Origin of the sequence: Streptomyces sp. NPDC102283 (assembly GCF_044766265.1) — a bacterium.
In the GTDB taxonomy this organism is placed as follows: Bacteria; Actinomycetota; Actinomycetes; order Streptomycetales; family Streptomycetaceae; genus Streptomyces.
This window is the reverse complement of the sequence record NZ_JBIWLQ010000043.1, coordinates 1-13,392: the sequence shown is the minus strand read 5'-3', so window position 1 is coordinate 13,392 and position 13,392 is coordinate 1. Positions and strand designations below refer to the sequence as shown.

Genomic DNA, 13,392 nt, shown 5'->3' with positions numbered 1-13,392 from the left:
ATCCGCCCCGCGAACACACCCGACCCACCCAGCAACTCCGCAGCCATCCCCACCCACTGCGAACCCTGACCCGGAAACACCAACACCACACGACCCGACGACACACCGCCGCCCCGCACCAGCCCCGGCACCGACCGGCCCTCAGCCAGCGCCTTCACCCCACCGAGCAACTCGCTCCGGTCCCCACCCACCACCACCGCACGGTGTTCGAAAGCCGCGCGCCCCATCGCCAGCGAATGCCCCACGTCCACCACATCAAGTCCGGGCTCCGCCACCACCCGGGCCGACAGCGCCGCCGCCTGTGCCCGCAGGGCGTCCGCGCTGCGCGCCGACAACGGCCACGCAACCGCCCCCGGACGCCGGCCTCCCTCTCCCGCCCCGGCCGGAGCCCCGCCAGGGGCAGACTCCAGGATGACGTGGGCGTTGGTGCCGCTGATACCGAAGGAGGACACCCCGGCCCTGCGCGGGCGTCCCGTGTCGTCCCACGCACGGGCCTCCGTCAGCAGTCGGCCGGCCCCCGCCGACCAGTCCACCTCGGGCGTGGGGCCGTCCACGTGCAGCGTCTTGGGCATCACGCCGTGCCGCAGGCCGAGCACCGACTTGATGACACCGCCCACCCCCGCCGCGGCCTGGGCGTGGCCGATGTTGGACTTCAGCGAGCCGATCCACACCGGCCGGTCCACCGGACGGCCCTGACCATACGTCGCCAGCAGAGCCTGCGCCTCGATCGGGTCACCCAACCGCGTCCCCGTACCATGCGCCTCCACCACATCCACGTCCGACGCCACCAGCCCCGCATCCGCCAACGCCGCACGAATCACCCGCTGCTGCGACGGACCGCTCGGCGCCGTCAGACCATTGCTCGCACCATCCTGATTCACCGCCGAACCACGCACCACCGCCAGCACCGGATGCCCACGGCGCCGCGCGTCCGACAACCGCTCCACCAGCAGCATCCCCACGCCCTCGGCCAGGCCGAAGCCGTCGGCGGCTGCCGCGAATGCCTTGCAGCGGCCGTCCGGGGCCAGACCCCCCTGTCGGCTGAACTCCACGAGCATGCCGATCGTGGGCATCACGGTCGCGCCGCCGGCCAGCGCCAGCGAGCACTCGCCCGACCGCAGCGCCCGTACCGCGAGGTGCAGGGCCACCAGCGAGGACGAGCACGCCGTGTCCACAGTGACCGCCGCGCCCTCCAGACCCAGGGTGTAGGCCAGTCGGCCCGACGCGACGCTGCCGGTGTTGCCGGTCAGCAGGTGGCCGCCCTCGTCGGCACCCTGCTCGAGAGAGGGCCCGTAGTCCATGGTCATCGCCCCGACGTAGACGCCCGTCCGGGTCCGGCGCAGTGTGGCCGGGGCGATCCCGGCCCGCTCCAGTACTTCCCAGGTCGTCTCCAGCAGCAGCCGCTGCTGCGGGTCCATCGCCAGGGCCTCGCGCGGCGAGATGCCGAAGAACTCCGCGTCGAAGTCGGCCGCGCCGACGAGCGAGCCCGCCTCGCGCTGGTAGTACCGGCCCGGCGTCCCCGGTGCGGGGTCGTACCGTCCCGTGGTGTCCCAGCCGCGGTCGCCGGGCAGCGCGGAGACGGCGTCGGCACCAGCAGACAGCAACTCCCAGAGTTCGTCGGGGCTGCCGACACCGCCGGGGTAACGGCAGCCCATGCCGACGATCACCACGGGGTCGTCGTCCGCGGCCCGCCGCACCGGCGCGTCCGCTTCCGTGTCCCAGTCGGACCGGTCGGACCGGGACCCGCTGATCTCGGCGCAGAGGTACGCGGTCAGGGCCGCCGGGGTCGGACAGTCGAAGACGATCGTCGCCGGGATGCGCAGCGCCGTCGCCGCGCTCAGCCGGTTGCGCAGCTCCACCGCTGTGACGGAGTCGAATCCCAGGTCGAGGAAGGCCAGGTCGCCGGTGATCGGATCCAACCGCCCGGTCAGTGCGGCGATCTCCTCGCCCACCAGCCGGGCCAGCGCTGCGCGCCGCTCCGGTTCGTCCATGCCGGCCAGCTCCGCGCGGAACGCGGCGCCCGCGTCGCGGTCGCCGCCCGCGCCGCCTTCGCCTTCCGGCCCGTCCGTGTCCGCGGGGCCGGACTCCACGAGCGCGGCCAGGGCAGCCGCCGGCAGTTCCCGTACCGAGGCGTCCCGACCGGCGGACAGCGTTTTCCGGTCCGGGGTGACACCGCGCACGTACAGGTCACCGAGCGAGGTCAGAAAGCGGCCCGGACCGCCCTGGTCCCGGCGCAGCGTCCCGAGGACGGCGGCCTGCGCGCCGTGTTCCTCCGCGCAGTCCGTGAGGGCTGAGGTCAGCACGGTGTGCGGGCTGACCTCCAGCAGGACGCCGTGCCCGTCCCGCAGCAAGGCCCCGGTCGCGTGGTGGAACCTGACCGTGTTTCGCAGGTTGCGGCACCAGTAGTCGGCGTCAAGTACCGGGACGTCCAGTCGTCCGCCGGTCAGTCCGGAGTAGTAGGGCAGATGCGGTGTGCGGGGCCGGATCGGTGCGAGGTCGGCGCGCATCCGGGGAATGATCGCGTCGATGTGGGGGGAATGGGCGGCCAGGCCGACCGCGATCCGCCGTGCGTGCACCGCGTCCGAGGCCAGGTCGGCAAGGAGTTCGGCCGCGGCGTCGCGGTCACCGGAGACGATGACGGACCGCGGGCCGTTGTGCGCGGCGACGACGAGGCGGCCGTCCCAGCGGCGCAGCCGCGGCTCGACCTCGTCGGCCGGGGACAAAACGGAGACCATGTCGCCCTGCCCGGCCAGGGTCGCCTGGGCCTGGCTCCACAGGGCCACCACCCGGGCGGAGTCGTCCAGGGACAGCGCGCCGGAGACCGCGGCAGCGGTGACCTCTCCGACGCTGTGCCCGAGCACGGCGGCCGGTTCCACGCCGTGGGAGCGCCACAGCGCGGCGAGCGACACCGTCACGGCGAACAGCAGGGGCTGCACCACGTCGGCCCGGTCCGCAGCGGGTGCGCCCGGTGCGTCCGGGTCGCGGAGCACGTCGATCGGCGACCAGTCGACGAACGGTTCCAGGGCCTGCGCGCACGCGTCCATCCGGTCGCGGAACACCGTGGACGTGTCCAGCAGGTCCACCGTCATCCGGGGCCACTGCGCGCCCTGCCCGGGAAACACGAAGGCGACCCGGCGGGCGGTCCCGGCGGTGCCCTCCACCAGGCCGGGCATGCTCCTGCCCTCGGCGAGCGCGGCCAGCCGCCGCAGGAATCCGTCACGGCCGTCCGCCACCAGCGCCGCCCGTCGGCTCCCCTCGGAAGCGGTGCGCGCGAGGGTGAGCGCGATGTCCTGGGGGCTCCAGTCGTCACGACCGGCCAGGTACGCGTGCAGGCCGCGCGCGCCGGCCGCCAACGACTCCTTGCCGCTGCCGGCCAGTGTCCACAGCAGCGGTGCTTCCGTACCGTCGGGGTGCGCCATCGTGTCTTCGGACTCCTTCACGGCAAGCAGAACCATCGGTCACCGGAGCGTGGCGGGCGCCCGCTCCCACGGGTCGCCCGCCGGCCGGGACGGCTTCGTGGTGCCCGGCGTGTACCGCGGCCGGACCTGCGAGGTCGATCTTGCCCAAGTCGCATAGCGGCCCGATAGCGCAGGCCGCGACACGGTGCGGATGCGGGGAACGGGCGGGCCGCGGCGCGGCGGAACAGCCGTGCGCACTCCGTGGGCGGGTCAGCCGTCCGTTCCGGCGGACCGGTGCGGGAACGGGGCTCGCGTCACTCCCAGCTCCCGCCAGATCCCGTCCAGTGCCGCGACGAACTCCTCGACCTCCGCGGGCTCGTGGACGGCGCCGGGCGCGCTCCTGAGGATCTCCTGGCCCGCGCGCACGCTCGGTGCGTTGATCGCCTGTACGTAGATGCCATGGCGTTCCAGCAGCAGGGCGGAGATCCGCTGGGCAAGTGCGTCGTCCCCGACGGAGATCGAGACGATGTGGGACCCGTCGGAGACGAAGGGGATGCCGTGTTCCGTGAGCAGCCGGTGCGTCAGTCGCGCGTTCTCGCGGAGCCGGTCGCGTTCCACCCCCGAGGTGCGCAGGTGCCGGACCGCGGCGAGCGCGCCCGCCACGACCGCCGGCGGCAGGGCGGTGGTGAAGATGAAGGAGCGGGACAGACCGCGCACCGCGTCGACCAGCTCGGCCGGAGCCGCGATGTATCCGCCGGTGGTACCGAATCCCTTGGCGAGTGTTCCCATGATGACGGTGAACTCGTCCGCGATACCCAGGCTCGCGGCCATACCAGCTCCCTCCGGCCCGTACATTCCGACCGCGTGGACCTCGTCGAGGAAGGTCATCGCGCCGTACTTGCGGGCGATCCGGGCGATCTCGGCGAGCGGGGCGACGTCACCCCCCATCGAGTAGACCGATTCCATGACGATCATCTTCGGCCGATCTGGATCGGTGGCGGATATCAGTTCTTCCAGATGCTCCGTGTCATTGTGGCGGAAAATTCGCTTCTCGGCGCCACTGTGGCGGAGTCCGTCGATGATCGAGGCGTGATTCATCTCGTCGGAGAAGACGACGCAGTTCCCCAGCCGGCCGGCGAGGACCGTGAGGGCTCCATCATTGGCGGTGTACCCGGAGGTGAAGAGAAGGGCGTCAGCCTTACCGTGCAGGTCTGCCAGTTCCTTCTCCAGCAGCACGTGGTAGTGGTTGGTCCCGCCGATGTTCCGCGAGCCGCCCGAGCCCGCACCGTACTCGTCGAGGGCTTCGCGGGTCGCCGCCAGGACCAGCGGGTGCTGGCCCATTCCCAGGTAGTCGTTACTGCACCACACGCTGATCTCGGAGGTGATCCCGTCTCGCACACTCCGGGCGGCCGGAAACTTCCCGGCGAGGCGGCCGACCTCGAGAAACTCCCGTTTCGCCTCCGGGTATTCCCTTTCCTTCATATGCTGCGAGAAGAGCTCCAGGTAATGGTTCATGACGACCCTTTTCTCCGAAGGCTATGCCGATGCGGGGCCCGGACCGGTAGAGGGGATTGTCTCAGAGAGGAATATCACTTCGATGACGCGGCCTGCGACAATTCACAACCTCCCGGGCATCCAGTTCTTCAATTCACACTCCTGGCGCACCTGCTTTGCGTGTTGTAGGCTCTGCGGAAATTCCTCGACACGGCACCACTGGAGTTTCTATGCCGTCGAACGAAACGTATGTCAGCCAGATCCTTCAGGTAATCTCCGCGGAACCGGAGAAGGTGGTCCTGTCCTGGCGGGACAGGACGCTGACCGCGGCGGAGCTGACCTTATTGGTCCGGTCGGCCGCGCAGGCGCTGCACCGTCACGCGGGCGGAAGCGGTGGCGGGGCCGTGGTCGCCATCCTGACCGTCACCAACACCGCCCCCACCCTGGCCCTGCGGTACGCCGCGAATCTGGTCGGGGCCACGGTGGTCCATCTGCACACCACCAACGCAGTCGACCCGGCGGACCACCTGGCCGTCGGCGCCAAGCTCAAGATCCTCCGGGAGACCGGTGCGACGTACCTGGCCGTCGACGCGGAGAACGTCGCGACCGGCCGTGAGTTGCGCGAGCGACTGGGCGCTCCGCTGGCCCTCGTCGCCCTCGGCGATCTCGGCCCCGATGTCCTGGACCTGACGGCCGGGGCCCCGGACTCGCTGGATCCGGTCGGCATCGAGGTCGGACCCGACCGGACCGCGGTGGTGACCTACACGAGCGGGACGACGGGTGAACCGAAGGGCATCGCCTTCGACTTCCGGACCCGCAAGGGTTTCATCTCCGCCGGACTCAAGATGGGCTGGCGGTCGGTTTACCTGGCCTGCCTCCCGCTGAGCCACTCCAGCGGCGCCACGGCCGACGACTCACTCGCGTCCGGTGGCTCGGTGGTCCTGCGGGACGGCTTCGACCCAGGTGATGTGCTGCGCTCCATAGAGCGGCACAAGATCACCCGGATGCTGCTCTCCCCTCCACAGTTGTACCTGCTCATGGACCATCAGGAGGTGGACTCGACCGATCTGTCCAGTCTCCAGATGGTCACGTACGTGGGCTCCCCCGCATCCCCCGAGCGGCTGGCCGAGGCGGTCAAGGTCTTCGGCGACGTACTGATCCAGGTGTACGCGACCAGCGAGGCGGGCTTCGTCAGCATGCTCTCGCCCACCGAGCACCTCGACCCCCGGCTGCGGGTCACGGTCGGCCGGCCGATGCCCGGCTGGGTCCGGATCACCGATCCGGACGACCACCGCGACCTGCCGCTCGGCGAGATCGGCGAGGTCTGCGTACAGTCGGCGTTCACCATGAGCGAGTACGTGGCTGAGCCCGAACTCACGGCCCGGACCGTACGGGACGGCTGGGTGCACACCGGCGACCTCGGATTCGTCGACGGTGACGGCTACCTTCATCTGCGCGGCCGGATCGGCGAGGTGATCAAGACCAACGGCATCAAGATCCATCCGGTGACGGTGGAGAACGCCTTCCTGACCCATCCCGATGTCGTGCAGGCCGCCGTCTTCTGCGTCCGGGACCGGGACCGGATCGAGCACCTGCACGCCGCCGTGGTGCTGCGCGAGACCGGCACGGCCGGCCCCGACGGGCTGGCGGAACACATCCGGGCCGCCATCTCGCCCAAGCACGTTCCCGCGCAGATCCACGTCCGCTCCACTCTGCCCCTCACCGGCGTCGGCAAGCCGGACAAGGCGCGGCTGGCCGTGGAAGCGAGCGGCTGAAACCCCATGGCCCTCTCCGTGGCATCCATACTCGCCGAGTCCGCGCTACGGCGACCGGAGCACCCGGCGGTCGTGTCCGGCACCCGGAAGATCACCTATCGCGAGCTGTGGGACGAGGCGCGGAGGTACGCGGCGGCGCTGCGCGCGCGGGGCATCGGCCCCGACGACAAGGTGGCACTGCTGCTGCCCAGTACACCGCACTTCCCGCCGGCCTACTTCGGTGTACTCGCGCTCGGCGCGATCGCGGTCCCGGTCCACGCCCTGCTCCGGGCGGACGAGATCGCGTACGTCCTGAAGGACTCCGGGGCGGCGGCGCTGATCTGCGCCGCCCCGCTCCTGACCGAGGGCGGCAGGGCGGCGGAGGCGGTCGGCACGCCCGTGCTCACCGTCATGGAAGGGGAAGCGGACGAGGGAGGAAAGGGTGCCCGCGCGCCGCGGCTGGACGCGCTCGCGGCGCGGACCTCGCCGATCGACCGTCAGGTGCCGCGCGAACCCGGGGACATCGCGGTGATCCTGTACACCTCCGGCACCACCGGCCGGCCCAAGGGCGCCCTGCTCACCCATCTCAACGTGGTGATGAACGTCGACACGACCATGCTGTCGCCGTTCGACTTCACAGCGGACGACGTCATGCTCGGCTGTCTGCCGCTGTTCCACGCCTTCGGCCAGATCTGCGGCATGAACACCTGTTTCCGGGCGGGGGCGACCCTGGTGCTGATGCCCCGGTTCGACGGGCCGGGTGCACTGGATCTCATGGTGCGGGAGAGCTGCACCGTGTTCATGGGAGTCCCGACGATGTACACGGCACTCCTCGACGCTGCCCGCGCCGACCCGCGCAGGCCCGCGCTCGACCGCGCGTACTCCGGCGGCTCCGCGCTGCCGGTAGCGGTCCTGGACGCATTCCGAGAGGCGTTCGGCTGCCCGGTCCTCGAAGGGTACGGGTTGACCGAGACGTCTCCGGTGGTGGCGTACAACCAGAAGGCGTGGCCGCTCAGACCGGGCACGGTGGGCCGGCCGATCTGGGGCGTCGAGGTCGAGATCGCCAGAGCGGATGTGGAGGGCAGGATCGAGCTGGTGCCCACCGGCGAGACGGGGGAGATCGTCATCCGGGGGCACAACGTGATGGCCGGCTACCTGAACCGGCCGGAGGCGACCGCCGCGGCCATCGTTGACGGCTGGTTCCGCTCGGGTGACCTCGGCGTCAAGGACTACGAGGGTTACCTGTCCGTCGTCGACCGCAAGAAGGACGTGGTGCTGCGCGGCGGGTACAACGTCTACCCGCGCGAGGTGGAGGACGTCCTGGCCCGTCACCCGGCGGTCGCCCAGGCAGCCGTCGTCGGGCTCCCCCACCCCGTACTCGGCGAGGAGGTGTGCGCGGTGGTGAGGACCCGCCCCGGCACGGCGCCTGGCCCGGCCCTCGGCGCCGAGATCGTTGCCTGGAGCAGAGAGCGGATGGCCCCGTACAAGTACCCGCGCCGGGTCGAGTTCGTGGACGGCTTCCCTCTCGGCCCCAGCGGCAAGGTACTCAAACGGGAGCTGGTCGCCCGGCTGAGAGCTGCGGATCCGGACGAGCCGCCGGACGGCCCGCCGAGCCCTCACTGAGCCCGAGCGGTCGAACTCCCCGCCGGGCCGGGCATCGGCGCGCGACAGCTCGTACGGGGCCACCGTCATCCCGGGGCGCAGCACGCTTCCCCGGCAGCCGGACACACCCGGGCCGTCGGCATGGCCAGCCCCTAACGGTTGCAGGGGAACGAGACTCCCGGTCGGCTGCCAGTCAGCGGAGCGCACCTGCGAGCGTCCAGGCCGTCAGCGACGGCCGTGCCGAGACCGGCGAGGGAAGAGAGCGAGGCCATCAAGGCGTCGAGGGCCTGTGCGAATGCAGTGCGCGGTACCAGCACGTCCGACCTGTCCCGCGGGTTGCAGCTGATCTGATTGCGAAACTTCCGGCGCCTGACTTCGCCACTGGTAGCAGCCCTCGCCGTCATCTCCCGTGATCCCCAGGACGACTCGCGGCTGCGGGTCGCGGACATCAACCGCTGGGCCGTCGTCAACGGCCATGAGTTCGTGGCGCATGCCCCGGACCGGGCCGAGAGCCACCCGAACCTCGCCCGCGAACTCCCTCATCTGCTCGACAATTACGCCATCGACAGTCTCCTGGACAAGTCCCTGCCCCGTCATCCGCGAGCGGCCCCCAACTGCTGAGCCACTGCTACCCCTGTCGGACACCAAATCCCGTTGAACCAGCTGAGGACGCCGCTCCGTCGTTGGCATGCTCTCCGACAACACTGACAGCGCGAGGCAACTACGTGCACGGCACACTGGTCCCCAGCCTTGGCCCCCAGACCCTAGGGCGAGCCGTGCAGGTGGGCGGGGTGGGCTAGAGCGGCAGCCACAACGGCGGCAAGAAACCCGGTGCCGACCACGGCGCGTGCCGCGGTCCAGGAGGCCGCGACGACTGGTGCCACCGCGAAGAGACCGAGGAGAGTCACCTCCGGTCCGATGATCACATCGACCAGAGCGACGGCGAGCAGGGCGCACACGCAGGCGCCGTCGGCGCACCGCAGGATTGTGCATACAGGGCTGTGTCATGACCGTCCTCCGTGCGGGTCTCATGGGTCGGGCGTGGGTCCGGTGCCGGGTCAGGCTTCGGTTGCGGTGGGGCCGGTTCCGAGCGTCTCGGCGTTGCGTCGGGTCTTGGCCCAGCCGGTCCTGCCGCGCAGGAGGCGTACGGAGCCGCGGGCCGAGACGATGAACAGGTGGTAGGCGTACAGCCACAGGGTGATGCCCCACACCAGTCCGGTGGCACGGGAGCGTTCGGGGGCGAACTCCCGCCGGTAGACCGGGCCCCACAGCAGGAAGGGCACGACCGACAGGATCCCCAGCGCCAGCGCGAGCGGCCAGGCGGCGAACAGCACGGCGCCCCCGACGCCGGTGGCGAGAACGAACAACAGGAACGCGGTCAGGGCGAGGACCGTGAGGTGGGCGATCGGCTGGAAGAACGTGTAGAGCGATTCGAGGACACCGCGGGCGCGGTAGTGGCGCGAGCCGATGATCCGGCCCGTGTACCGCACGCACTGGATGTTGCCCTGGGCCCACCGGGTGCGCTGGGTCAGGAACCGCCGGGTGTACGGCAGGGCCTCCTGCGACACCCAGGTGTCGGCGACATGGGTGACGCGGTAGCCCGCCAGGCGCATCTGCATACCGAGCTCGTAGTCCTCCAGGAGGGCGTCCTGCTTCCAGGGCCGGCGTTCAGCGGCGGCGATCCGGTCGAGAGCGGTAAGGCGGGTGAACTGGCCGTTGCCGCCCAGGCCGACCGATCCGGTGCGGCGGCGCAGCAACTGCATTCCGGTGTTGGAGACGGCGAACTCCGCGTCCTGCATCCGGACCAGCAGGCGCGCGTAGGCGTTGGCGAGCCGGCCGCGGTCGGGTAGCGGCCGTGCGTCGTCCACGTTCCGCATACGTACGCCGATCTGCACGCCCCCCGTCTCCGAGTCCCCGAAACCGTCCGGGCCGCTGACGTACGCCGCCGCGTCGGGTGACAGCCGACCGTCGGCGTCGACCACGCAGACGACGACCCGGAAGCGGTTCACCTCACCCAGATGGGTGTTCATCGCCTCATACGCGGCGTTGAGCGCGGCCCCCTTCCCGATCCGGGCGTCGGGGCGGCGGCGGGAGACGAGCCGGACATAGCTGTCCTCGGCGGCGAGGGCCGCCACGATCTCACCGGTGCGGTCGTCACTGGCGTCGTCGATGACCCAGACGTGGGAGGCCGGGAAATCGGTCCGCAGGCGGGTGACCGTGGTCGCGATCACGGCTTCCTCGTCCCGGCACGGAACGAAGAAGTGCCAGTCGTGCGCGGCGGGATCGCCCGGCTCGGTGGGACCACTACGGGCGTAGGCGTGCCGGGAGCCGGCCCAGTAGAGCAGGAAGCCGCCGAGGAGCAGGAAAGGGAACAGGTAGAGAAAGAACTCCGGGATCATGTGAACCTTCCACGGGATCGGTAGCGTGCGGCCGGCTTCCGCTCGGCGTCGCACAAGCAAGCGTGTGGAAGCGGGACCGTCGGCTGCTCCTGAGCGGGGCGGGCACGGGGCAGGGCCGTGGGCGGCCCGCCGCTGGTCAGGCGTCGGCCATCTCGGGGGCGGGTGCGGCCGTACGCGGGGTGCTGTCCGGCATCATTCCGGTGATCAGATCCGCGATACGGCGCGAGGCGGTGCCGTCACCGAACGGGCTGGGCAGGGCCGCCAGCCGGCGCAGCCCTTCGGGGCCCTCGGCGAGGCGGTGGCGCACCGCCGTACCGGTGCCGGGTCCGGGTTCGACGAGGTCGGCGAAGTCGATCAGTGCCTCGGGGCGTTCGGTGGACCGTCGGACCACCACCAGCGGGCGGCCGAGGACGGTCGTCTCCTCCTGGATCCCGCCGGAGTCGGAGACGATGACGGCGGCGTGCCGGGCCAGCGCGAGGAACGTGCTGTAACCGGTCGGGGCGATCACCGTCAGCTCGTCGAGGAGCGGCCGCAGTCCGGCGGACTCGATCCGGGCCCGGGTGCGCGGGTGCAGGGGCAGCACGACCGGGTGGGTGCGGGTGATCCGGGCCAGCTCGCGCAGAACGCGTGCGAGCACGGCCGGGTCGTCGGTGTTCTCCGGCCGGTGGACCGTCGCCAGGACGTAGCCGTCCGGCGTCAGGCCGAGACCGTCGAGAAGGTCCGTCCGTTCCTGCCGCGCCGGCAGGTGGGTGCGGACCGCCTCCACGACCGTGTTGCCGGTCACGGCGATGCGCTCCTCCTCCAGCCCTTCGGCGAGCAGCAGGGCACGGTTCTGCGGGGTGGCCGCGCACAGCACGTCCGCCAGCCGGTCGATGAGCACCCGGTTGTGCTCCTCGGGCATCGCCCGGTCGTGGCTGCGCAGCCCCGCCTCGACATGGATCAGCGGAATCGACCGTGCGTTCGCGACGAGGGCGCCGGAGAGGGCCGCGTTGGTGTCACCCTGGACGACGACGACACACGGCGGATCGGCCGCGAACCGCTCGTCGAGCTCAGCGAGGGCGGCCGCGACCTGCACGGCCCTGGGCTGCCCGCCCACGCCGGTCAGATACTCGGGCCCGGGCAGACGCAGCTCCTCCAGGAGGTCGCCGGAAAGGCCGTCGTCGTAGTGCTGGCCGGTGTGGACCACCCGGGCGGCGGGGCCGAGCAGCCGGATGAGTTCAGCGAGCTTGACCAGTTCGGGGCGGGTACCGAGGACGACGGCGACGCTACGGTCTGCTGGGAAAGTCATGACCCGAGCTTTACGGTTCACGGTTGTCGCAACCGTTGCCCATCGGTTGCCCGACGGTTGCTTCGTCCGATTCGAACCACTTCAGGACTTTGGGCCCGGGTCCTCCGCCCCTGGCGGGAGGGGACTATCGGCCTCCGGCGGCTCGTCCGACTCGCCGCTCACGAACCGGTATCCCAGGCCCCGCACCGCCTCGACGGGGTCTCGCGCCTCCGGACCGCCCGCATCACGCAGCTTCCGGCGCAACCTCAGCACCCCGAACTTGACCCGGTCGGCGCCCAGCGCCGACTCGTCGTCCCACACACGCATGAGCAACTGCTTCGTCGTGACGACCCGGCCCCGGTTGCGGACGAGGAGCTGCAGCAGCCGGTACTCGATATCACTGAGCCGCACCTCACCGCCGTACCACACCACGGCCCGCCGCTCCGGCACGAGCCGCAAGTGCTCCCCCACACGCTCACCGGTCCACTGCCGGTGCCCGGCCCGGCGCAGCAGAGCCTCGACCCTCGCCAGCAACTCCTCCCCGTCGTACGGCTTGACCAGGTAGTCGTCGGCGCCCGCACGCAACGCCTTCACCCGGTGCCCGACGTCGTCGAGCCCGGAAAGCACCAGGATCGGCAGGTCGCTCATGTCCCGGGCGCGCACCATGACCCGCCAGCCGTCCAGTCCGGGCACCCGCAGATCCAGGAGCAGCAGGTCGGGCCGCTCCGCGAACAGCAGCCGCAGCCCCTCACGGCCGTCGGCCGCCGACTGCACCGTGTACCCGCCCCGCACGAGCAGCGCCCGCAGCGCCAGCACCGACGCGGTGTCGTCCTCCACGATCAGCAGCATGGGCATCGCGCACCGCCACCCCGGCGAAAGCATGGACCGGTCCTGGAGAAGTCGGGCCACGCGACCGGCGGCCGGCCTTCCGCCCCGGAACGACGGAGGAGTTCCGGTGCCTTCCGTTCCATGCTCCAAGGATCGGGGAGGTCCCGTGGGACAGGTAGATGGGCACGGCCGATCGGGTGAAGGCGCAAGGTCCCCCGCGCCTCGGTGCGAAGCTGCCCGTGGACGCGGTCTCTGGTCCGGCCAGGCGACAAGGCCGGGCCTTCCCAGTACCCCAGCAGTACCAGTTTCCAGCGTCTGCCCAGGTTGTTCTCGGGATGCGCCGCCCTCCGCAGCGTCCGGAACCGGCCCGAACCACCGGACGGAAACGGCGGGAAACGGTGCCCCTTCACATCCGTGTTCCAGTAATGTTCCCCGCCGCAGTCGCACTCATAGATCCCGCTAGGCGGGAACGATCTCACCAGGATGCCAGGTCACCGTGTCGTCGCTCATAGTTCCGTCTACGGCCCTACCGAGCCCTGCGCCAGCTGGGCAGAGCTAGTAGGGCTTTGTTAGGTGGTGTCGTAGTGCTGCCATGGGGTGGGCTGTCTGCAGGTCGGGCAGGTTCCCGTCCAGGTGGCTAACAGGTGTTG

9 protein-coding genes are annotated in these 13,392 nt (G+C 70.9%); 3 read left to right on the top strand and 6 right to left on the bottom strand.

Translation table 11 applies throughout. From position 1 onward, the window contains the following. Nucleotides 1–3,419, bottom strand: a 3,419-nt coding sequence (locus ACIRJT_RS38645; protein WP_403919280.1) for an acyltransferase domain-containing protein, incomplete at its 3' end; no start/stop codon positions are given. A 249-nt stretch (nucleotides 3,420–3,668) separates the two neighbouring features. After that, nucleotides 3,669–4,913: a 5-aminolevulinate synthase gene (gene hemA / locus ACIRJT_RS38640; RefSeq protein ID WP_403919277.1), complete on the bottom strand. Its 1,245-nt coding sequence runs from the start codon at nucleotides 4,911–4,913 to the stop codon at nucleotides 3,669–3,671. A gap of 209 nt (nucleotides 4,914–5,122) precedes the next feature. Between hemA and ACIRJT_RS38635 the strand changes: the two genes are divergently transcribed. The 3 genes from ACIRJT_RS38635 (at nucleotide 5,123) to ACIRJT_RS38625 (ending at nucleotide 8,869) form a co-directional block, all read left to right on the top strand. Further along, nucleotides 5,123–6,667, top strand: a complete 1,545-nt coding sequence (locus ACIRJT_RS38635; protein WP_403919275.1) for an AMP-binding protein — start codon at nucleotides 5,123–5,125, stop codon at nucleotides 6,665–6,667. A 6-nt stretch (nucleotides 6,668–6,673) separates the two neighbouring features. Then, nucleotides 6,674–8,269, top strand: coding sequence for a long-chain fatty acid--CoA ligase (locus ACIRJT_RS38630; protein ID WP_403919272.1), 1,596 nt, complete (start codon nucleotides 6,674–6,676; stop codon nucleotides 8,267–8,269). A gap of 330 nt (nucleotides 8,270–8,599) precedes the next feature. Beyond that, entirely contained in the window at nucleotides 8,600–8,869 is a 270-nt protein-coding gene (locus ACIRJT_RS38625; protein ID WP_403919270.1) for a hypothetical protein, read from the top strand. Between the two features lie 143 nt (nucleotides 8,870–9,012). Here ACIRJT_RS38625 and ACIRJT_RS38620 read toward each other — a convergent pair whose 3' ends face one another. The 4 genes from ACIRJT_RS38620 to ACIRJT_RS38605 all read right to left on the bottom strand — a co-directional run bounded on the left by ACIRJT_RS38620 (nucleotide 9,013) and on the right by ACIRJT_RS38605 (nucleotide 12,769). Further along, a complete protein-coding gene (locus tag ACIRJT_RS38620; protein WP_403919268.1) occupies nucleotides 9,013–9,207 on the bottom strand; it encodes a hypothetical protein in 195 nt (64 codons plus the stop codon). A 99-nt stretch (nucleotides 9,208–9,306) separates the two neighbouring features. Then, on the bottom strand, nucleotides 9,307–10,647 hold the full coding sequence (locus ACIRJT_RS38615; RefSeq protein WP_403919266.1) for a glycosyltransferase: 1,341 nt from the start codon (nucleotides 10,645–10,647) through the stop codon (nucleotides 9,307–9,309). Between the two features lie 136 nt (nucleotides 10,648–10,783). After that, nucleotides 10,784–11,935 (bottom strand): non-hydrolyzing UDP-N-acetylglucosamine 2-epimerase, encoded by a 1,152-nt coding sequence (wecB, locus tag ACIRJT_RS38610; protein WP_403919263.1) that lies wholly within the window; start codon nucleotides 11,933–11,935, stop codon nucleotides 10,784–10,786. A gap of 81 nt (nucleotides 11,936–12,016) precedes the next feature. Beyond that, a complete protein-coding gene (locus ACIRJT_RS38605; protein ID WP_403919283.1) occupies nucleotides 12,017–12,769 on the bottom strand; it encodes a response regulator transcription factor in 753 nt (250 codons plus the stop codon). Nucleotides 12,770–13,392: the final 623 nt, after the last annotated feature.